This is a genomic window from Gordonia otitidis (assembly GCF_020735545.1).
Taxonomy (GTDB): domain Bacteria; phylum Actinomycetota; class Actinomycetes; order Mycobacteriales; family Mycobacteriaceae; genus Gordonia; species Gordonia otitidis.
The window spans coordinates 3,080,975-3,101,699 of the sequence record NZ_CP085974.1 but is presented as its reverse complement, the minus strand read 5'-3'; the positions used below and the strand labels follow the sequence as shown (position 1 = coordinate 3,101,699).

20 protein-coding genes are annotated in these 20,725 nt (G+C 66.8%); 4 read left to right on the top strand and 16 right to left on the bottom strand.

Translation table 11 applies throughout. The annotated features are described in order from the left end of the window. Positions 1-15 precede the first annotated feature (15 nt). The 4 genes from hemC to LK459_RS14210 all read right to left on the bottom strand — a co-directional run bounded on the left by hemC (position 16) and on the right by LK459_RS14210 (position 3,477). Complete coding sequence (hemC, locus tag LK459_RS14225; RefSeq protein ID WP_227919048.1) at positions 16-942, bottom strand: hydroxymethylbilane synthase; 927 nt, start codon at positions 940-942, stop codon at positions 16-18. Then, complete coding sequence (locus tag LK459_RS14220) at positions 939-2,333, bottom strand: glutamyl-tRNA reductase (RefSeq protein WP_007237390.1); 1,395 nt, start codon at positions 2,331-2,333, stop codon at positions 939-941. Before LK459_RS14220 ends, hemC begins: the two co-directional genes overlap by 4 nt. Positions 2,334-2,393: 60 nt before the next feature. Next, the gene (locus LK459_RS14215; protein WP_227919046.1) at positions 2,394-3,134 is read right to left on the bottom strand and encodes a redox-sensing transcriptional repressor Rex; all 741 of its coding nucleotides are present in this window, start codon (positions 3,132-3,134) and stop codon (positions 2,394-2,396) included. A gap of 85 nt (positions 3,135-3,219) precedes the next feature. Continuing rightward, positions 3,220-3,477 (bottom strand): glutaredoxin family protein, encoded by a 258-nt coding sequence (locus tag LK459_RS14210; protein ID WP_007237388.1) that lies wholly within the window; start codon positions 3,475-3,477, stop codon positions 3,220-3,222. A 115-nt stretch (positions 3,478-3,592) separates the two neighbouring features. Here LK459_RS14210 and LK459_RS14205 point away from each other — a divergent pair, with 115 nt between their 5' ends. Next, positions 3,593-4,831 (top strand): HAD family hydrolase, encoded by a 1,239-nt coding sequence (locus tag LK459_RS14205; protein ID WP_407648590.1) that lies wholly within the window; start codon positions 3,593-3,595, stop codon positions 4,829-4,831. Between the two features lie 64 nt (positions 4,832-4,895). Here LK459_RS14205 and LK459_RS14200 read toward each other — a convergent pair whose 3' ends face one another. The 10 genes from LK459_RS14200 to LK459_RS14155 all read right to left on the bottom strand — a co-directional run bounded on the left by LK459_RS14200 (position 4,896) and on the right by LK459_RS14155 (position 15,164). Continuing rightward, positions 4,896-6,059, bottom strand: coding sequence for a zinc-binding dehydrogenase (locus tag LK459_RS14200; protein ID WP_227919044.1), 1,164 nt, complete (start codon positions 6,057-6,059; stop codon positions 4,896-4,898). 156 nt (positions 6,060-6,215) lie between these two features. Next, positions 6,216-7,373 (bottom strand): lysophospholipid acyltransferase family protein, encoded by a 1,158-nt coding sequence (locus LK459_RS14195; protein WP_007237346.1) that lies wholly within the window; start codon positions 7,371-7,373, stop codon positions 6,216-6,218. Positions 7,374-7,588: 215 nt separating this feature from the next. Next, a complete protein-coding gene (locus tag LK459_RS14190) occupies positions 7,589-8,653 on the bottom strand; it encodes an NAD-dependent epimerase/dehydratase family protein (protein ID WP_227919042.1) in 1,065 nt (354 codons plus the stop codon). Between the two features lie 110 nt (positions 8,654-8,763). Continuing rightward, the gene (locus LK459_RS14185) at positions 8,764-8,865 is read right to left on the bottom strand and encodes a 30S ribosomal protein bS22 (RefSeq protein ID WP_003402602.1); all 102 of its coding nucleotides are present in this window, start codon (positions 8,863-8,865) and stop codon (positions 8,764-8,766) included. Positions 8,866-9,136: 271 nt separating this feature from the next. Beyond that, positions 9,137-9,367 (bottom strand): helix-turn-helix domain-containing protein, encoded by a 231-nt coding sequence (locus LK459_RS14180; RefSeq protein ID WP_007239748.1) that lies wholly within the window; start codon positions 9,365-9,367, stop codon positions 9,137-9,139. 222 nt (positions 9,368-9,589) lie between these two features. Continuing rightward, entirely contained in the window at positions 9,590-10,426 is an 837-nt protein-coding gene (gene proC, locus LK459_RS14175; protein ID WP_007239749.1) for a pyrroline-5-carboxylate reductase, read from the bottom strand. Between the two features lie 35 nt (positions 10,427-10,461). Beyond that, entirely contained in the window at positions 10,462-11,313 is an 852-nt protein-coding gene (locus LK459_RS14170) for a thioesterase family protein (protein WP_227919041.1), read from the bottom strand. Then, positions 11,310-12,254: a sugar phosphate isomerase/epimerase family protein gene (locus LK459_RS14165; RefSeq protein WP_227919039.1), complete on the bottom strand. Its 945-nt coding sequence runs from the start codon at positions 12,252-12,254 to the stop codon at positions 11,310-11,312. The genes LK459_RS14170 and LK459_RS14165 overlap by 4 nt, the downstream gene beginning before the upstream one ends. Positions 12,255-12,261: 7 nt before the next feature. Beyond that, positions 12,262-14,043: a hypothetical protein gene (locus LK459_RS14160; RefSeq protein ID WP_227919038.1), complete on the bottom strand. Its 1,782-nt coding sequence runs from the start codon at positions 14,041-14,043 to the stop codon at positions 12,262-12,264. A 107-nt stretch (positions 14,044-14,150) separates the two neighbouring features. Further along, positions 14,151-15,164: a Ppx/GppA phosphatase family protein gene (locus tag LK459_RS14155; RefSeq protein ID WP_227919036.1), complete on the bottom strand. Its 1,014-nt coding sequence runs from the start codon at positions 15,162-15,164 to the stop codon at positions 14,151-14,153. Between the two features lie 128 nt (positions 15,165-15,292). On the opposite strand from LK459_RS14155, the gene LK459_RS14150 reads away from it, so the two are divergent. From LK459_RS14150 to LK459_RS14140, 3 genes are all read left to right on the top strand, one after another. Beyond that, positions 15,293-16,117 (top strand): hypothetical protein, encoded by an 825-nt coding sequence (locus LK459_RS14150; protein ID WP_227923753.1) that lies wholly within the window; start codon positions 15,293-15,295, stop codon positions 16,115-16,117. Between the two features lie 65 nt (positions 16,118-16,182). Beyond that, the gene (locus LK459_RS14145; protein WP_227919034.1) at positions 16,183-17,277 is read left to right on the top strand and encodes a GGDEF domain-containing protein; all 1,095 of its coding nucleotides are present in this window, start codon (positions 16,183-16,185) and stop codon (positions 17,275-17,277) included. Between the two features lie 94 nt (positions 17,278-17,371). After that, entirely contained in the window at positions 17,372-18,490 is a 1,119-nt protein-coding gene (locus LK459_RS14140) for a GGDEF domain-containing protein (protein WP_227919032.1), read from the top strand. Positions 18,491-18,518: 28 nt separating this feature from the next. Here the strand turns inward: LK459_RS14140 and LK459_RS14135 are convergent, their stop codons facing one another. Then, positions 18,519-19,205 carry a response regulator transcription factor gene (locus tag LK459_RS14135; RefSeq protein ID WP_007239757.1) on the bottom strand — a complete coding sequence of 229 codons (687 nt, stop codon included), beginning with the start codon at positions 19,203-19,205 and terminating at the stop codon, positions 18,519-18,521. After that, on the bottom strand, positions 19,202-20,650 hold the full coding sequence (locus LK459_RS14130) for a sensor histidine kinase (RefSeq protein ID WP_227919030.1): 1,449 nt from the start codon (positions 20,648-20,650) through the stop codon (positions 19,202-19,204). Before LK459_RS14130 ends, LK459_RS14135 begins: the two co-directional genes overlap by 4 nt. Between the last annotated feature and the right edge of the window lie 75 nt (positions 20,651-20,725).

The following is a 20,725-nucleotide window of genomic DNA, read 5'->3' as shown; positions in this document are numbered from 1 at the left end:
GTTCTTCTCTGCTGCTCAGGAGTTGACGAGTTCGCCAGCTCCCAGATCCAGCAGTTCGGCGGCGAGAGTCGCACCGAGTTGGCCGGCGTTCTCGACGGGACCCACCGCCGAAGCGCGGATCACATCGGATCCGTCCTCGGCCGCCACCGCCGCGCGAAGCGACAGTTCGGCGAAGATGCGCCCGTCCTCGTCGATCGACTCGACCACTTCGGCTATCGCCCCGACCGGTGCGGTACATCCGGCTTCGAGTGTTGCCAGTACCGCGCGCTCGGCGTCGACCGCCACACGGGTGGCCTCGTCGTCCAACTCGGCGAGTATTCTCACCAGTTCGGCATCGTCGGAGCGGCACTCCACTGCCAGTGCACCCTGCGCCGGTGCCGGTAGCAGCACCACGGGATCGAACGCTTCGGTGACCTCTTCGGCCCTGCCGATGCGGACGAGTCCGGCACGGGCGACCACGACTGCGTCGAGTTCGCCGCCGGCGACTTTGCCCAACCGAGAATCTAGGTTGCCTCGTAGGGGGCGGATTTCCAAACCGAGACCCAATGCTCTAAGCTGCGCGGCCCTCCGCGGAGAGGACGTGCCGATCGTCGCGCCCGGCGGGAGCGCGCCCAACACCAGATTACCCCTGCTGACCAGGGCATCTCGTGGATCTTCCCGGGGCGGGACCGCCGCGATCCGCAGTCCGGGATCGGGTGCGGTCGGCAAGTCCTTGTACGAGTGGACCGCGACGTCGATCTCCCCGGCATGCAGCGCGTTGCGGATTGCCGTGGTGAACACCCCGACACCGATCTCGGCGACCGGAGCGGCCGAGGCGTCGCCTGCGGTTCGGATGACGACCAGTTCCGCCGGATGCCCGTTGGCGGTCAATGCGTCGGCGATGGTCTGCGATTGGGTACGCGCGAGCAACGATCCCCGCGTACCGATGCGGATGGGGCTCAACGCTCTCCCTGGTCGGCTGGGTTCTCACCTACGCCGGGCTTACCACCGAGGCCGCTCTCCGGCGCCGATACCGCCTCGGCCGCTCCCGGCTTGAGCTCGAACAACTCACGAAGTGCCTCGGCGTAGTGATCACCGTTGGGCGTCGACGCGAGCTGTTTCACGCGCACCGTCGGGGCGTGCAGGAGCTTGTCGACGACGCGTCGAACCGTCTTGGCGACCTCGTCACGCTGGGCACCCTCGAGGCCGGGCAGCCGGGTTTCGAGCCGCAGGATCTCGGCCTCGACGACATCGGCGGCACGCTGCCGCAGCGCTGCCACGGTTGGGGTGACCTCCGCCTGACGCTGCAGGGTGAGGTAGTCGGCCAACTCGCCACCGACGATCGAGCGCGCGGCGATCGTGTCGTCGTGCGCGGCCTGGGCCTCCGAATCGCCGCGTAGACCCTCGATGTCGACGACGTGCACACCGGGGAGGCGCGCCGCGGCCGGGTCGACGTTGCGGGGTAGCCCGAGGTCGCAGATGGTCAGCGGTGTCGGTGACACGCGCGCCGCGAGTGCCGAGTGGACGTCGCCGACGCCGACGACGGTCCCGATCGATCCCGTGCAGGCGACGACGACGTCGGCCGACGCCATCACTGCCGGGAGGTCGGCGAATCCGACGCCGCGCACGGCGACGCCCGGATGATTGGCTGCGATGTTGCCTGCGAGGTGCTCCGCATTGGCCACGGTGCGGTTGACCACGACGAGCTCTCGAACGCCTTCTCGCGCCAACTGGGCGGTCGCAAGGCCACCCATGGCACCCGCGCCGATCACGACGGCCTTGCGCAGCTGCTGTTCGGGATCGGCCTCGGGTGCGGATGTCCGCAGGAGATGCTGGGCACGGTGCAGCGCAACGGACACGACCGACGCGCCCGCGCGGTCGATACCGGTCTCACTGTGGACGCGTTTACCGACACGCAGTGCGTGTTGGGCGAGTTCGTGCAGCGTCCTGCCTGCGGTCTTGTTCGCGTCGGCCTCGAGATAGGCGTTGCGGATCTGACCGAGGATCTGCTGCTCGCCGACGACGATCGAGTCGAGGCCGGCAGCGACGGTGAACAGGTGCTCGACGGCGGCCTCGGAGTAGCGGACGTATGCGTGGCGGGTCAGGTCGTTGATGCCGAGTCCGGAATGATCGCCGAGCACATCGCCGACGGCTTCGAGCGCGGGATGGAATGCGTCGACGACGGCGTAGATCTCGACGCGGTTGCAGGTCGAGACGAGCATCGCCTCGGAGATCGCCCGCGAGGACAGCAGGTCGTCGACCAGCTTGGGTCGATCATGATCGGACACGGCGAGTCGCTCGAGCACGTCGACGGGTGCGCTCCGATGGCTGATTCCGAACAGCAGAACACTCACCGCGTCACCGTTTCCATCTCAGACCTCGCATTGATCATCCTTGATCCACACTCCGCACGTTCATCTGGGCACGTTCATCTCGGGCAGATCGTTGCCGGGGAGGTCGGCCCCGGGGAGGTCGACGTGGCCCTGCTGCCCGCTTTCGGCGACGGACAGCGCGGTACGTGACGCGTGAAACGTCAGCACCTGTAGCTCCAAGGCTAGATCAACCTGTCTGACGACGACATCGGAGTCCGTCGACAAAGTTGCGGCTGTCACGTTCAGCAGCTGTCTGATGCCCGCGGCCATCAACGCATCGGCCGCGCGTTGTGCCTTGTCAGGGCCGGTGGCGATCACGCCGATGTCGACCGACTCGATCGTCGGATCACTCGACAGTGACGCGAGAGAGGCGCACGAAGAGACGACGATGCCGTCGACCACTGTGCCGACGACGGCCGGGTCGTCGTCGAACATCGCGACGATGCGGAAGGTGCGGTCGGTGGCGGTGTGTGCGGCGAGGAGTCGACCGAGCCGCCCGGCACCGACGAGCGCGACGGTGTGCACGGTGTCGGTGTGCAGTGTGAGTGCGATGCGCGCCGTGAGCCGCGCGACGTCGTATCCGACGCCGCGGACACCGTTGGCGCCGACGTGCGAGAGGTCCTTGCGGAGAATGGCGGGATTGACCCCTGCTGCGGTCGCGAGCTGCCCGCTGGAGGCGACCAGGACGCCGCGCTGTCCCATCGAACGCAGGACGTGGAGGTAGGTGGCCAGACGGGTCACCGACGGCTCGGGGATGCGATCAGACGCCGACCCGACAGCCATTGCGCACACCCACTTTCGCCCGTCCCGACGGTTCCTCAGCGTAATACGCCGCATATCAGGCGCAGCACGCGACCCGCAGGCGCACTCAGCTGTTCCGGGCCGCCAGATCGGCACGCAGGCGCGGCTCGTCGACCTCCCAGTAGCTGTGCTCCTCGTCGTCGAGCAGCACGACTGGCAGCCGGTCGCCGTACTCGGCGCGCAGTTCCGTCTCACCGGAGTTCGCGGCGACATCGACGTCGACGACGTCGAACTCGACGGACAGGTCGCCGCAGATGCGGGAGAGGTCGGCCCGAGCGGCCTCACAGGCCGAGCAGCCGTCGCGGGTGAGCAGAGTGATCGACATCGAACGGACTCCTTCGACGTTGGTGTCAGCCGACGTTGGTGCCAGCACAGTCTGACACCATGACTAGTCTGTGGGGTGAGCAGGCCGCAGGGTTGGCATTCGTGAGAGGTGGAGTGTGGGCGTGACCTCTGAGAACGAGGAGCCGGACCGCAGGGGTTCCGATTCCACCGGGTCCGGTTCGGACGACACGCAACCCGGCGAGGCGAACGTCCCCGAGACACGGGCCGGGGCTCCCGTCGAGGAGCCCGCAGCGCTGTCCCACGGAGAGTCGACGCCGACGGCCGGGGAGCCCGCAGCGCCGCGGGAGCCCTCCGGCGAGGACTGGGAGTTCCACGCCGACGAGGTGGACAGCTCCGGCGGCGACGATGACGACCTGGACGTCGCCGACGACGAGGACTCCGACGACGAGGAGTCCGGTCGGGTCACGACATGGATCTCCGAACGGGCCACTGCCGCAACGGGACGCTTCCGACAGACCGCCCAGGAATTGCGGCAGGCACTCGCGGGCGAGGCGTCGGCGCAGGCGGCCGTCGACTCTCTTCGCGCGCGGCCACCCGCCGACATCGAATCCGACGTCGCTGTCGACCTCACCGCCGCGGCATTCTTCGACGTCGACAACACCCTGGTGCAGGGCGCGTCGATCGTGCACTTCGCACGGGGGCTCGCGGCGCACAAGTACTTCTCCTACTCCGACGTGCTCGACTTCGCATGGACCCAGGCCAAATTCCGCATCACCGGCAAGGAGAACGCCCAGGACGTCGCGGAGGGTCGCGAGAAGGCGCTGTCGTTCATCGCCGGGCGCGAGACCGCTGAGCTCGCAGCGCTCGGCGAACAGATCTACGACGACTACATCGCCGACAAGATCTGGCCCGGCACAAGGGCTTTGGCGCAACGTCACCTCGACGCCGGCCAGCAGGTGTGGCTCGTCACCGCAACGCCGGTCGAGCTGGCACAGACCATCGCCGACCATCTCGGCCTCACCGGGGCACTCGGCACGGTCGCCGAGAGCGTCGACGGCAAGTTCACCGGCCGACTCGTCGGCGACATCCTGCACGGCCCCGGCAAGGCACACGCCGTGCGCGCGTTGGCGATTCGCGAGGGACTCAACCTCAAGCGATGCACCGCGTACTCGGACTCACACAACGACGTACCGATGCTGTCGCTGGTCGGACGCGCCGTCGCCATCAACCCCGATGCCGACCTGCGCGAGGTCGCGAAGGTACGCGGTTGGGAAATGTACGACTTCCGCACCGCACGCAAGGCCGCGAAGTACGGGGCGTCGACGGCGCTCGTCGTCGGGGCCGCAGGCGCCGCGGGTGCGGGGGCGCTGAAGCTGCTGCGCAACAAGGGCTGAGCCGTCGCGCAGTACCGATGAGGTGAGCCGACCCGCGACGTACGTGGCGTGAAGCGGTCGCGCCTCAGAGTGAGGCGACGGAACTCGACGGATCGATGAGCACCTTCGCGTGGTGCTCGGCACCACCGAGGACGTCGAAAACCCCTGCGACAGCGTCGAAACCGACTACTCCGGTGACCAGCGGCGTGACGTCGACCCTGCCGTCGGCGATGAGATGCAGGGCAGTGCGGAACTCCGCCGGGTCGTAGTAGATCACGAACCGGAGGTCGACTTCTTTGTTGATCGCCATAGCCGGACGGAACCGGTCGAGTTCCATACAGACGCCGACCACGACGATGCGTGACCGCAGCGGAACCCCCGACACGATGTTCTCGATCATCCCCGGTACGCCGACGCACTCGAACACCACCGGCCCCTTCGGCGTTGCACCGATCTTGTCGCCGAGTGCGATGACCCGCCACCACGGCAGGCCCGGTACCCGGCGCAGGATGCGCATCGCCGTGAACGCGGTGTCGAGCAGTTGGCCGGTGCGCGTGAGGTACTTGCCCTTCTTCGCGGCGATGTCCCAAGGGGATTCGACCTTCGGGTCGACGACTATGTCGGCGCCGCAACGTCGTGCGAGGTCTCGACGACCGGCCGACAGATCGGAGGCGATGACCGTTTTCACACCCTTGGCCTTGAGGACCAGGATCACCGACAGTCCGATAGGGCCACACCCGACGACAACGGCGACGTCGCGTTTGCTCACGTCTCCACGGTTGACCGCGTGCACCGCCACCGACACCGGCTCGGTCAGTGCGGCATGGTCGATCGGCACACCGTCGGGCACCGGCATCGTCATGTCCTCGGACACGACGACGTACTCGGCGTACGAGCCCGGCGCGTCGGCGCTGAGACCCACCAGGTGCTCGGTGTCGCCGTGCTTGATGATCGGCAGCGCGGCGACCAGCGTGCCCGGCGCCCACTTCTTGCGACATTTCGGACCGTAGGACGCGACCTCGCCGATGAACTCGTGCCCCATCACGACGTGATCGGTGGAGCGCATGAAGCGGTCGTAGCCGACCTCTGCGGTGACGTCGGCGGTGTCGTCGCTGTGGGTACGCGCATGCAGGTCAGAGCCGCAGATACCGGTGCGCACCACCTTCAGCAGCACCTGGCCCGGCCCGGGTTGCGGCGTCTCGATCTCCTCGACGCTCAGCTCGCCCTCGTGACACACGACTGCACGCATCGGCTTCCTCTCCTCCGGCGGCGTTTCATAGCAACGTTCGTTGCCACGTTCTACCGGATACTGTGCCAGATGCGTGTGACCAGCATCTCGCCGGGCGAGGATTCCCGAGACCTCCACGTCACGAGCGCGCCGAGGACCGCCCCGGACCCCGGCGAGTCAGCCGAAGTAGACGCTGCCGCGGCGGCTCAGCATGCGGAACAGCGTCTGCTGGATCTCCTCGCGCACGTGGTCGGTGAGATCGAAGACGACCATCGGATCGTCGGCCGACGACTCGTCGTACCCGCCGGTTTCGATCGGACGCCCGAAGTGGATGTGCCACTTCGACGGCAACGGAACCAGACCGAGCGGTCCGAGCAGCGGGAACGTCGGCGTGACAGGCAGATAGGGCAACCCGAGGATGCGGGCGATCGGTTTGAGGTCGGCGAGCATCGGGTAGATCTCCTCCGACCCGACGATGGACACCGGGACGATGGGCGTCGCGTTGCGCAGTGCGGTGGTGACGAAACCACCGCGACCGAACCGCGCCAACTTGTACCGGTCCTTGTAGAGCTTGCCGATCCCCTTGTAACCCTCTGGCCACACCGCGGTCAGTTCACCCTGCCGCAGCAGGCGGTCGGCGTCGTTGGTGCATGCCAGCGTCGCACCGATCCGACGAGCGACCTCACTGACGCCCGGGGTGTCAAAAGCCATGTCGGCGGCCAGGATTCGCAGATACCGACCGGTGGGGTGGTTGTCGTGGACGGCCAGACTCGTCATCAGCGCGTCGACCGGGAGCGCACCGGCGTGATTGGCGACGAGCAGCGCACCCCCGGTGACGGGTAGGTTCTCGATGCCGGTCACCTCGACGCGGAACCACTTCTCGTACACCTGACGTATCGCAGGAAACCAGACGGAATCGGTGAAATGCGGGTCGAAACCGAAGTCGTCGACCTCGTAGTCTCCCGTCATCCGCTCACGGATGAAACCCGCTGTGGCGGTGAGTGAATCAGCCACAGCTCCGCGGATACCGCCGAGACTGAACAGTGGGCTGCGCGCGGGCCCGCGCTGCTCGACACCGAGCGCTGCGGTCTCGAGGGCCACGTCGTCGTTGATGGGCGTGACCGCCGCAGGCGTCGTGCCGAAGCCGTCGGTGTTGGGGTGGCCGACATTCGACGGCGCTGTCGCCTGCTGACTGGGGTGACGATGCCGCCCCTGATCGGCAGATGCGCCCGGGTGTCCGCGACGAGAGGCCTCGATGGCTGCCCCCGACCCCGCGTACAGCTGAATCACCTTGGCCGTGCGTGCATCACCGGACGACGTCACGTGATTCGACAAATTGTTCCACCCCCAACGGGTTCGACGCAGAAGAACGGGGAGGGCGCGCCTGGTTTCGCTGCGTCAACCAACCAGGTCTGACGTCCGAGTTTACGGGTTCGCCTCGCATAGTGCACGTTGCACCCCGGTATTTGCATTCTCATTGATTCGATCAAATCGAGCATTCAAATTGATCGCTAGAACGGACACTCTGTGCGATTTATCTGAGGATTTTTTCAGGCGAGCCGATGGGCTGCCGAGACAACCTGCCGTTCGGCTTTTCGCCAGGTGTCCGGTGCGATCACAGGGGTCACACCACTGCGCTCGACGAAGTCGTCGAGCGTCTCGAGCGTCGAATACCGTGGAGCGAAGCCGAGTTCTGTGCGCATCCTCGTGGTGTCGAGAACCCTTCCGTACGTGAGGAATTCGGTCTGCGACGACCGCAGGCGGGCCGACCGGAGGTTCTGCATCACCCCGGTGATCGGAGCGAGCAGTCCGCCCAACACGGGCAACTCGACGTGCCCGACGCGTCGAATCGCCTGGGTCAACGTGACCACTCCGTCACCTGCGATGTTGAAAGTTCCCGGCTTCCCACGCAACGTCACATGCTCCATTGCCGCGAGCGCGTCCTCTTCGTGCAGAAATTGCAATCTCGGCTGGTAGCCGATGACCGTGGGGACCACCGGGAGCGAAAGATAGGAACTCATCCTGGTGTTGATTCGCGGACCGAGCAACGCCTGCAGTCGCATGATCGAGACGTCGATGTCCTGCCGCCGACGCGCGAGCCCTCGCACGTACCCCTCGACGTCGAGCATGTCGCGTCCGTAGCCGCGTCGTGGTTCACGTTTGGCCGGTGCCTCCTCGGTGAAGTGCGCAGGATCGCGCGGACTCGCACCGTAGACCATCGCCGTCGATCGCAGGACGAGGCGCTTGACCGAGGGGCTCCGCTGGCATGCTCCGCACACCTGCATCGCGCCGAACAGATTGAACTCCTTGATGGCGGCCGAATGGGGGGCCGTCTCCATGATCGACGTCGCCGCGTGCACCACGGTGTCGACCTCGTAGTGCGAGATGGCCTTGGCGATCGCAGGCCTACGGATGTCGAGACGCAGGAACTCCGCCCGCCCCATGCGACGCATCAGGTCCTTACGCGGCACCCGGGAGTCGACGGCGATGACACGCTCGACGTCCGGATTGGCCACGAGCGTGGCGACGAGGTAACCACCGAGGAAGGTCGACGCCCCGGTGACGAGCACCGTACGTGGGACCTGGCGTATGTCGGAGCGAGAACCGTCGGGCATGGTCGCAAGGCTAGTCGGACAAAAAAGAACCCGCACTCAGGCGGGTTCTTTGGTGCGCGGTCTGCTGTGACCGCGATCGAGTCGGTGGCGCGCAACGGCACGCCGCCGACTCACTTACCGAGTTTGCGACGCTGCACGCGAGTCCGACGCAGAAGCTTGCGGTGCTTCTTCTTCGACATGCGCTTGCGGCGCTTCTTGATCACTGAACCCATCGGGGCACTTCCTTACCTACACGGTCTCACGCGGTTTCACGGCACGCTGTCGTCGGCACCCACCTGGTGGTGAGGCCTGCCCGCCGGAACCTTGCGGCGAGATCAGCTACGCGATCATCAACACTACCGGGCGGGGTCGCAAAGAGAAAAATCAGGTCGTATCCGGTGCACACCACAACTCCTGCCGACGACACGCGATGGTCGCTCGACAGGAGTCACGGACACGTCTCGATGCACCGGGCGGGCACGGACAAGCGCACCCGAACGGCAACTAGCCTGCGTCGAAGTAGGACGTCTCCAGGTAGTCGTGCACCGCCTTGGCGTGCACCCGAAACGAACGACCCACGCGCACAGCCGGAAGCTCTCCGCTGTGGACGAGACGATAAACGGTCATCTTCGAGACGCGCATCAGGGATGCGACCTCGGCGACGGTCAAGAACTGCGACCCTGAAGCCGCGTTGCCGACCGCGCCAGACCTGTCACCAGGAGTCTCTGCTGCCATGAGTTACTCATACCTCCGGAGCACGCGTCGCGGCCGCCGGCTTCCCCTCCGGCGGACACCAGACACGCACGTGCTTGAAGCAGCTTAGCGTGGCAGATGTGAAAAAAGCGACGTAAGTGGCCTGGATTTGCATTGTTCAACGCCACTGACCACAACATACTGGGGTTTTGGCGAGAAGAAACCCTAAATATTGGGTGTTGGCAGTCGGGCGTGGCAGCCCGATCAGGCCCCTAAACCCTCAACGTCGGGTCGACGTCCCGCGCGTGCGCTGGCCTCCGCACAGGCCTCGGTTGCCCGGTACATCGCTGCTCGTGCACCGTTTTCCTCCAGCACGCGGATCGCAGCCGCCGTTGTTCCGCCCGGCGATGTGACAGCCGCACGCAGGTCAACGGGCGAGATCCCGGAGTCGCTGAGCAGAATGCCCGATCCGCGGATGGTCTGCACCGCGAGTTCGCTGGCCTGCACGCGTGTGAGGCCGAGCGCCACACCCGCGTCGATCATCGATTCGGCGAGAAGAAACACGTACGCCGGTCCCGATCCGGAGATCGCGGTGACGGCATCCATCTGCTTCTCGGGTACGACGAGCACCTTGCCGACGCTCTCGAGCAGCCCCACGACGGCGGCGAGCTGCTCGGGGTCGACATGGCGTCCCGGCGACACGGCCGACATCGCCTCGTTGACGAGCATGGGGGTGTTGGGCATGACCCGCACGACCGGCACGCCCGCGGGCAGCGCGTTCTCGTAGCGCGCGATCGGTACGCCCGCGGCGAGGCTGACCGTGACGCGCTCGGTGTCGCCGTTGTCGTCGACGCGTGCGAGTTGACGCAGCACGGAGTCGACGATGTCGGGCTTGACCGCGACGAACACGTACTGGGCACCCTCGACGGCGGTGGGCACATCGGTGACCAGCACCCCGTACTCCTCGGCGAGTTCGCGGGCGCGCGCCTCGTTCGGCTCTGCGACCACCAGGTTCTTGGGCTGGTGCCCCGCTGTGACGAGCCCGGCGAGCAACGCCTCACCGATCTTGCCGCCGCCGATGATGGCGATCCGTTCACTCACGTCGTGCTGCCTTTCTGGTCAACCCGGGGGTCGGTTCAGTCCTGTCGCTGCGGTATCAGTGCAAGCTGACGTGACTGCGCGACCACGGTGCCTGTCGAGTCCACCACGAGATGGTCCTCCTCGAACATCCCGGGTCCCACCTCGGTGCTCGACGCGGCGAACCGCAGCCATCCCGCCGCGGGACGTCGCCGCACGTAGGTGGTGAGCTGGACAGTCGGCGCCCAGCCGAAGAGCGCGAGGTTCATCACCACCGGTGGTGAGATGTCGCAGACGAGCACCGCGAACTCGACGTCGGGCTCGGTGTTCTTCGGTCGTGTCCACCCGCGGACCACCGGCTCTCCGGTCTCTCCACGGGCGACGGGAAAGCTGGTGGGGTCGAGCACGACGTCGAGGGCCGAACCGAGATGCATGACCTCGGCGATCGGCGACCCGTCGATGTCGATTCCGTCCGACGTCGGTTCGGGCGGCAGGTCGTCGAGGACCGACGGAGACGAGTGATGCGGCGTGCCACTGTCGGGACGTGCGAGCGTCACCGACGACGACACCATCAGTCGTCCGTTCTGACTGAGGTCGACGGTCAGCAGCGTGACGGTGCGCCCGCGTTTGCGCAGCGTCACCGCGAGGTCGACGCCGGCGGGATCGGGTGCTGCGAGGTAGTCGCTGGCGATGGCGACGGGTACGAGGTCGCTCGCCGAGGGCCGGGACTCGTCGGCGTCGACGAGGTCGTCGTATGCGGTCAGTGCTGCGCGCGCGACGAGCATCTGCATCGAACCACCGTGCACCTTCGGGCCGATCGTGAATGCCGGGTCGATGACAGCGCGGTAGTTGACGTCGCCGGGACCGTCCGAGGGGTGCAAGGTCAGCAGTTCGGCGATCTTGTCGCTCATTCGGTGTCGGTCTCCGGGTTCGCGAGGTCGGGCTCTGGTGGCGGATTCGTCGGGGTGCGGCCGGCAGTGGGTGAGGTCGGGGCGACCTCTCGGCGCAGATTGGTGCGAGCGAAGTCGAGAGCTCGGGACAGGAGTGCGGCGCGTTCGGGTTTGGTGCGGGCCGACCCCGTGCTGACCTCGAGGATGACGCCGCCCGCGAAGTCACTCGCGGCGAGACGGCGGCACACCTCGACGCACGGTTGCGAGCCGTCGCCGGGAATCAGGTGCTCGTCGGTCGCCGCGCCGCTGCCGTCGGCGAGATGGAGGTGTGTGAGCCGTGAGCCCATGCGCTCGAACAGCGCGACGGCGTCGACGCCTGCGGTCGCCGTGTGTGAGAGATCGAGGGTGTAGTGCGCGTACCCGTCGTCGGTGGGATCCGTCGACTTGCCGAACGCCGATGCCGCGCGTCCAGGTCCTCCCCCGCGTGCGTTCAGTCGCTGCGCGGACCGCTTGCCCGCGCCGAAGAGTCGGTCGGCGCGCATCGGGAACATGTTCTCCACCGCGACGGCGACGCCGGTGTTCTCCTCCAGTTCTGCGACGAGGTCGTCGAAGGCAGCGGTGTAGGCGCGTTGCCATCGGAAAGGCGGATGCACGACGACGGTCGGCGCTCCGAGGTCCTCGGCAGCCGCGACGGCGCGTGCCAGTTTGGCCTGCGGATCGCGGCCCCACACCCGCTGCGAGATGAGCAGGCACGGCGCATGGATGGACAGCACCGGCACCTGGTACCGCTCCGAGAGGTATTCGACGTGGGCGATGTCCTGACTGACCGCCTCACCCCACACCATCAGTTCGACACCGTCGAAACCCAACTCGGCCGCGTACGCGAACGCCGCCTCGGTGTTCTGCGGATAGACCGAAGCCGTCGACAGCCCGATCGGGATGTCGGCCATGGGGTTGATCATCAGGTGCTCACGTCGCGAGCAACACCAACGGACCGATGGTTACGATCAGCCCCACACCGAGCGCGAGCAAAGTGGTGAACAGATCACGCGAATGCCGGACGGCATGCGTGAACGAGACGATGCCGAAGATCACCAGAACCGCCAACACCAGAGCGAAGTAGACGTTCCAGCGCCAGAGTTCCGTGAATCCCCAGAACAATCCGACACCGACCGCGAGCCCGAGAATCGCCTCGCCGATGACCAGGAGCCATGCCTTCGCGGGCGATCGCTCGGCGGAGCCGGTCTTCGCAGCCGCGGAGTCTGCTGGTGCTGCCTTCTCTGTTGCTCCCCTGTCCGCTTCCCGCGTGCTGGCGGGCGCGTCGGCGGATCCTGTGTCCGCTGACGCCCCGGCCGCCGGCGTGGACGTCTCGGCGTTCTCGTGCGCGGTGGCGTCGACTGTCGCTGCCGAGTCTTCGGCGTCGGTGCCTGCCGCTGTGTCGCCGGCTGCGGTGTCGTCGGCTGCGGTGTCTTCGGCTGCGGTGTCGTCTCTGTCGGGATGGGGGTCGAACGCCGAGTAGGCGTACGAGTGCGGGGCGGTCTCGCCGATCCGATCCGCGGCGGGTGTCATGTCGAGCGTGTCCTCGACGATCTCCATCGCCGTCGTCTCCTCCACCAACTCTGCAGCGCGCCGGTCCTCTCCGGGTTCGTCGTGCCGATCGTCGGCGAGCGGGGCGGCGTCTCCGCTGTCGGCGACGCCGGCAGCCGGGGTCCGCGCGACGGCCGTGTGGACCTGGTTGTCGGACTTCCGGTCGCCGGGGGTCTGGGGAACGGGGGTCTGGGCGCCGGGGGTCTCGACGTTGCCGACACGCGAGTCGGAACCGAGATCGCTGCGGGGCTCGTCGAACCTGTTCTCGGTGGTGCCGGTCCCGGTCGTGACAGCCTCGGTGGTGTCAGCCTCGCGCTTGGCAGCCTTGCGCTTGGCGGCCTTGCGCGCGAACCATCCGCGCTTCTTCTTCGGCTTGTCACCGCCGCGGGCGTCCCGCGCGGTGGAGCGCTTGCGACGCTTCGCGTCGGTGTCGTCATCGTCGTATTCCGAGAACGAACGGTAGGCGTCGAAATCGTCGTCGATGACGTCGGCGAACCGTCCCGGCCTGGCGGGCGGCGCGTCGAGTTCGACACCGACGAGGTCGTCGGCCTCGACCAACTGCACGTCCTCGTCGCGCGGGTCCCCACCCTGCAAGTCACCGCCCTCTAGGTCACCGCCGTGCACGTCGTCGCCGCCGACGATCGGGATGATCCCGGTGACGGCATTGGCGTGCTCGTCGTCGGCGGTGTCGGGAGTCCGCGGGGCCGGAGGCGAGGTGCGGACGCCGGACGTGGGCTCGGTGCGCGAGACCCGCTCGGCGACGGCGGCGGCGTTGAAGTCGCGAGTCTGGGGTGGGGCGTCGTAGACCGATCTGTCGAATCCCGTGGTCGACCCCGCGGGGTCGGCCGAATCCTGCAGCGGCCGGCTGTCGGAGGCTCGGCGCGGGACCGGGCTCGACGATCGGGGGAAATGCTCCGCGGCGTCGGACGTGGTCGGCGACGTCGGGGCGTCGGTGATGCGCGGGATCTCTCCGGTCAGTTCCGACACCGACACCGAGCCGTCGCGACCCGCGCGCCGTCTGCCACGTCCCTCGGCGCGCTTCTCACGCTCCTCGTCGGCAATGGCGGCGTCGCGACGCGCGAGGAGTTCGGACACGGAGATCGGGCGCGATTCCGCCGCCGAATCGCCTGATCCGCCAGAGGGTGACCCCGGTTGCTTGGCCATCGAAATTCGCTCTCCGTCCTCGCCGTCGTCGTGACGACCGCTTCGCCGCAGCCGTGTCAACCGCGCCGTCCGTCCGTGCAGGCAGCTCCGGCGCGCGTCCTGAGCGCCTAGCGGGAGCTGTTGGTCGCGGCTGGTACCGAACCCGCCGACTCTGCAGTCTCTGTCTGTTCTCGGGTGTCCGTGAACTCCGTGTCGAGGAACTCGGTGTCGAGACGACGCAGGATCACACCCTCACGCAACGCCCACGGACAGATCTCCAGTGTATCGACCGACAGTGCGCGCATCGCCGCCTCCGCGACCAGCGCGCCCGCGACGAGCTGACCGGCTCGGTCGGCGCTGACACCCTCGAGTTCGGCACGGTCTTCGCGGGTCATCCGGGAGATGAAGGAGATCAACTGCCGCAGGCCGCTGGCGGTGAGCTGGCGCTTCACGCGCAACCCTGCACCCGACGGTGCGGCGCCGGTCAGTCGCGCGAGACTTCGGAACGTCTTCGACGTCGCGACCGCGAGGTCGGGTTTGCCGGCCGCGCGCAATTCGCGAGCGGGATCCCTGAGCTCCGCGTCGAGCCAATCGCGCAGCACGCCGATGCGTCGTCGGTCCGGCGGATCGTCGGGAAGCCATTCGCGGGTCAGCCTGCCCGCGCCCAGCGGAAGGCTCAGCGCGACGTCGGGTTCCTCGTCGACGCCGTTGGAGATCTCCAGTGATCCGCCGCCGATGTCGAGTGCGAGGATGCGACCGGCGCTCCAGCCGTACCACCGGCGCACGGCCAGCGAGGTCAGTCGCGCCTCGTCGCGTCCACTGAGCACCGTCACCCGCACACCGGTCTTCGCGGCGACACGGTCGAGCACCTCATCGGAGTTGGTGGCGTCGCGCACCGCCGACGTCGCGAACGCCATGGTCTGTTCGCAGCCGGACGTCGCGGCGATGTGAGTGAATTCGTCTACCGCGTCGACGAGCGACCGGGCACCGCGCTCGGTGAGCCTGCCCTTGCCGTCGATCTGCTCCGCGAGGCGCAGCACCGACTTCGTGGAGCTCATCGGAGTCGGATGTCCGCCACGATGGGCATCGACGACGAGCAGGTGGACAGTGTTGCTGCCCACGTCGAGCACTCCTAAACGCACGGATACACGGTAGTGCGTCGACGATTCGCCACGTTGCGGGGGTGACGGAACACACGAGTGCAGTCGGACGGCGCACCGTCGATGCGGTTACCGTGAACGGCGTGCACAGTCCCACCCGTTCCGCACAGATCGCCCCGGCCCCGGAGGTACCGCTCGACTTCGCGCGCGAGTGGTACGAGTTCTTCGATCCCGCGGACCCCGAACATCTCATCAATGCCGACCTGACCTGGCTGTTGTCACGCTGGACGTGTGTCTTCGGCACACCGGCGTGCCAGGGGATCATCGACGGCCGGCCCGACGACGGCTGCTGCAGTCACGGGGCCTATCTCACCGACAAGGACGACCGGAAACACCTCGCGAAGAGCGTCGCGATGCTCACCCCTGACGACTGGCAGTTCCACGAGAAAGGTTCCGGCAAGGATGCCCTCGGCAAGAAGGGCTACCTCGAGGAGGGCGACCTCGACGACGAACCCGCGCTCAAGACGCGAATCCACAAGGGCGCGTGCATCTTCCTCAATCGTCCCGGCTTCGACCGCGGCCCGGGGTGCGCGCTGCACGCGATGGCGTTGCGCAAGGGCATCGAGCCGTGGAGCGTGAAACCCGATGTGTGCTGGCAACTTCCGATTCGTCGAGAGCAGGATTGGGTGGAGCGTCCCGACGGTACCCAGGTACTCAAGACGACGATCACGGAGTTCGATCGACGCGGCTGGGGCGAGGGCGGACACGACCTCAAGTGGTACTGCTCCGGTTCACCCGACGCTCACGTCGGCGCGACGCAGGTCTTCGAGTCCTACGCCCCGGAACTGACAGAACTGCTCGGCAAACCCGCCTACGACGAACTCGCGCGAGCGTGCCGACGTCGCAACGGCCTGGGCATCGTCGCCATACATCCCGCCACCGCAGCCGCGACGACCCGCCGCGAGACCGACATCAAATACGAGGAGCTGGGCTGACCGAGCCCGCGTCGGCGAGTAACAGAACGCGCGCCGGGTGTGAATAGAAGACCGTGCGGGTCACAGTGTCTTCCTTTCTTCGCCAGTTGCTGAGCCGTGCGGACTACTCGTGGCTGCTGTCCTACCTCGAGTCCAGGGGATTTCTCATCTGGGTCAGGTGCGCGATCGCGGTCGGCGGGCTCGCGATCAGTCTCACCGCGCTTCTTGCAGCGTTCGCACCGCCAGGTGTGCTGTGGCCGCACGGCAGGAGCGTCATGCTCGCGATGTCGGTGGTGGCGCTGTGCTGGGCTGCGCGCTGGCTGCTGTGGCGCTGGCCGTCGAGAACGCAGTCGTTGGTCATGATGAGCGGAGCCGATATCGGGATCGCGGCAGCGTGCTTCATCCACCGCGACCTCGTACTGGGCATCGCCGCCACTCCGCTCTTCGCAGTCACCGGTGCTTACCTCTCGTTCTTCCACAGCGTGCGGGCCAACCTCTGCCACGTCCTGTTCGCGTTTCTCGTGGCCGCTGCCGCACTCATCGCATGCGGCTACGTCCAGGGCACGCAGTGGCTGCCTCTCGCGGCGAGCAAGGCATTCATCGGCCTTTTGTCGACGGCACTGGTACTGCCGTTCATCCAGGTCGGCTACCGCATATTCCGTTCCAGCGCAGACGAATCCACGTTCGACACCCTCACCGGCCTGCTGAATCGACGTGGACTGAAGCGTGAGGTCGCCAGAACAGAGTTCGACGATTCGCCGCCCCAATCGCCGTGGACGGTCCTGCTGATCGACCTCGACGACTTCAAATCCGTCAACGACACGTACGGTCACGCTCGCGGCGACGACGTCCTCGTCGCCGTCGCGGAGGCGATGACGCGGACGGTCGACCGGGACGCCACGGTACTGGCCGCGAGATTCGGCGGTGACGAGTTCGTGTTGGCGACACGAGAACCCCCGCTTGTGGGGCGCATCGTCGCCGAACGCATCCGCGAGACGATCGGTGCGCTGACCGACCCCACCGTGTCGGTCAGCGTCGGCGTCGCCGGCGACGACGACGGTCGGCGCGGGGTGTTCGAACTGATCACCGAGGCAGATCGGGCAATGTACAAGGCGAAGCGATCGGGCGGAGATCGCGTGATGAGCGCGGCGAGCAGGTCGGGTCAGGGCCCGGGCGCATGACGGCGCCCGGGGTAACCGGTAGCCGCACATCAGAGGCCCGCACCGGCCGCGCGGGGTAGTGCTCGGTCCACCGAAACCATTGCACAATGTGCCCATGGAGATCGATGGGGGGCGCGGCGTGCGGGATGCTGCCCGCCAGTGGCTGAGGCAATCCGATGACCGTTGGGTGCTCGACTTCTTCGGGTACCTCAACCTGATCGGCTTCACCAAGATCGTCGTCGCGGGCGGCGGCGTGCTCAACGGCGTGATAGCCGCGCTGTCCCTACTCGGGCCCGACGGTGTGCTGTGGCCCGGTGTCGGCACGACTGCGATGATCGTGGTGGTCGTCGTCTGTCTTGGATGGACGGTGCGCTGGCTCCTGCTCCCCTGGCCGACGCGCTCCGAATCCCTGATGTTGTGTGCCGTCGCCGACGTCGTGATCACCGTCACGGTCTTCGCTCACCAGAACATGCTGCTCGGCATCGCCTCGGCATCACTGTTCGTGGCGACGAGCATCTACCTGACGCTGTTCCACGGCGCCGTAGCCAATCTCTGCCACATCGTCTTCACCGCGGTGGTCGTCGTGGCCGCTGTCGTCACGTGCTGCGTCGTGCAGGGAACGCAGTGGCTCCCGATCGCCACCGCGGAGGCGGCCATTGTCGTCATGGCCGTCGTGGTGGCGCTGCCCATCCTCCACATCGGATTCAGCATCGTCCGCAGGAGCGCCGTCGACTCGTTGACCGACTCACTGACCGGCCTTCTCAATCGCCGGGGTTTCTACCGGGCCGTCGCCGCGGCGTCGTCTCGAGGCGTGACGACGCCTGCGCCGCACCGCCGTTCACGATGGATCGTCGCGGTCGTCGACCTCGACAACTTCAAGGTCGTCAACGACATCCATGGCCACGTACATGGAGATCGGGTGCTGGTGGACGTCGCGTCGGCGGTACGACTCGCCGCGGAGAGTCACACGATCATCACGCGCTTCGGTGGCGACGAGTTCGTGCTCGCCACCCAGTACGACACCGAGTTACCCGACGCCGACCGGTTCGCAGCCTTCGGCGAACGACTCGTGCGCGCCGTCGTCGAGGCGAGCGGCGGTGCGGTGACGGCGAGCGTCGGAATCGCCAGCGGAGACAACGACGACGACGGACGCATCACCACTGTCATAGCCGACGCCGATCGCGCGATGTATGCAGCCAAGATTCATGGTGGCAACCGGTTCGAACTCGGCTGAGCAGCGTCGGTCGTCGAGTCGTTGCGGGTCAGGGCTCGAGCTTGTATCCGAGTCCGCGGACCGTCACGAGGTGCTTCGGGTTGGCCGGATCCGGCTCGATCTTCGACCGCAGACGCTTGACGTGCACATCGAGGGTCTTGGTGTCGCCGACGTAGTCGGCGCCCCACACCCGATCGATGAGCTGACCGCGGGTGAGCACCCGACCCGAGTTGCGCAACAGGTACTCGAGGAGGTCGAACTCCTTGAGCGGCAACGTGATCTGTTGTCCGTTGACGGCGACGATGTGCCGCTCGACGTCCATCCGGACAGGTCCGGCCTCGAGGACGCCGATGGCGAGGTCGTCGTCGGCTGCGTCACCACCGCGACGCAGTACCGCACGGATGCGGGCGATCAGCTCGCGCGCCGAGTACGGCTTGGTGACGTAATCGTCGGCACCGAGTTCGAGTCCGACGACCTTGTCGATCTCGCTGTCACGTGCGGTCACCATGATCACCGGCACACTGGACCGTGTGCGCAGCGACTTGCAGATCTCTGTGCCGGACATGCCCGGCAGCATCAGATCGAGCAGGACGATGTCGGGGCTGACGCGGTCGAAGGTACCGAGCGCCGCCGAGCCGTCGTTGACGACTGTGGCCTCGAATCCCTCCTTGCGCAACAGGAATGCCAGCGGATCGGCTAGCGATTCCTCGTCCTCGACGATCAGAACGTGAGTCACCTGTCGGTTTCCTTCGGTCGTGCGGTTGACGCAGGCGGAAGTGCCTCGTCCTGGACAGCGGCGGGGGCCGCAAACTCAGAGATCTCGATGTCGGGTTCTGCCCAGTCGATCTCGGCGCTCATGTCCTGTGGGATGCACAGGGTGAACGTCGAACCGGTGCCCGGCTTGCTCCACAGGGAGATCAGCCCGCCGTGGTTGGCGGCGACATGTTTGACGATGGCCAGCCCGAGTCCGGTGCCACCGGTACTGCGTGAGCGGGCTTTGTCGACGCGGAAGAAGCGTTCGAAGACTCGTTGCTGGTCAGCGGGTGCGATCCCGATCCCACGGTCGGTCACGGCGATCGCGACCATGGGGCGGCCGTCATGACGGGTCACTCGTCGACTCACCGAGACGGTGGTGTGCGGCGGTGAATACGAGATCGCGTTCACGATCAGATTGTTCAGCGCCGTCAGCAGCAGCATCCTGTCGCCACGCACCGTCAGTCCGGCGGCGGCGTCGGCACGCAGCGAGATCGACGCCGCCTCGGCGGCAACCGAAGCGGACTCGATGGCTTCGTCGATCAGCGAGTCGACGTCGACCAGCGAGAAGTCGGCCGTCTCGCCCTCCTGTAGCCGCGACAATGCGAGCAGTTCGGTGACCATGTTGCCCATCCGGGTGGCCTCGGCGACGACACGGGTGCCGAAGTGCTGCACCGAGTCGGAGTCGTCGGAGGACTCCAGCAGGGCTTCGGCCAGCAGGCTGATCGCGCCGACCGGAGTCTTGAGTTCGTGCGAAACATTGGCGACGAAGTCCCGACGAGTCGCTTCTACGCGCAGATGTTCGGTGTCGTCGACGCCGTACACAACGGCGTAACGCTCATCGCCCTGACGGACCAGCCGCGCGATACAGCTGACCGACTCGACGGTCTTGCTGCGGGTGCGTCCGGTCGACAGGAAGCCCAATGCCGACGCGGGAGGTTCGAAATCGAACCGCCGCTCGACCTCGGTGTCGAGGACCTCTTTGGCGGCTTCCCAGACAGAGTCGTCGAGCAGTCGGTCGCGTACCAGAGCCAGTTCGAGGGCCCGGTGGTTGTAGAGCACGACGTCGCGGAACTGGTCGACGACGGCCACCGCGGTGTCGGAGTTGCGCACGATCAGCCCGAGCAGGCCCGCGGTCGTCATCCGACCGTCCTCGGTGGTGCCGTTGACGTCGCTGTCGCGTAATTCGGCGTTCTCGGGAACCACCCTGGGCCGATCGGCGAGGGTCAGCGTGTACGTGGGCTGGTCGGCGGCGATGTCGGGGACCACGGCGTGGGCCTGGGCGGGCTGCGCCGCGTCGTCGGGATGGTTGACCGCTCCGCGCGGTGCGGCATCGCGACGCCAGAAACGACCGAGCACGAAGCCGACGACGACTGCGGCCACGAGGGCGACGGCAACTGTCACGCCGCCCACGAATACACCGGTCACAACGTCAGCTTACGGCTCACCAAACTGCGGGAACACTCAGCGCTGGAGTGTTCGACCGGTGTTCACACACAGTTC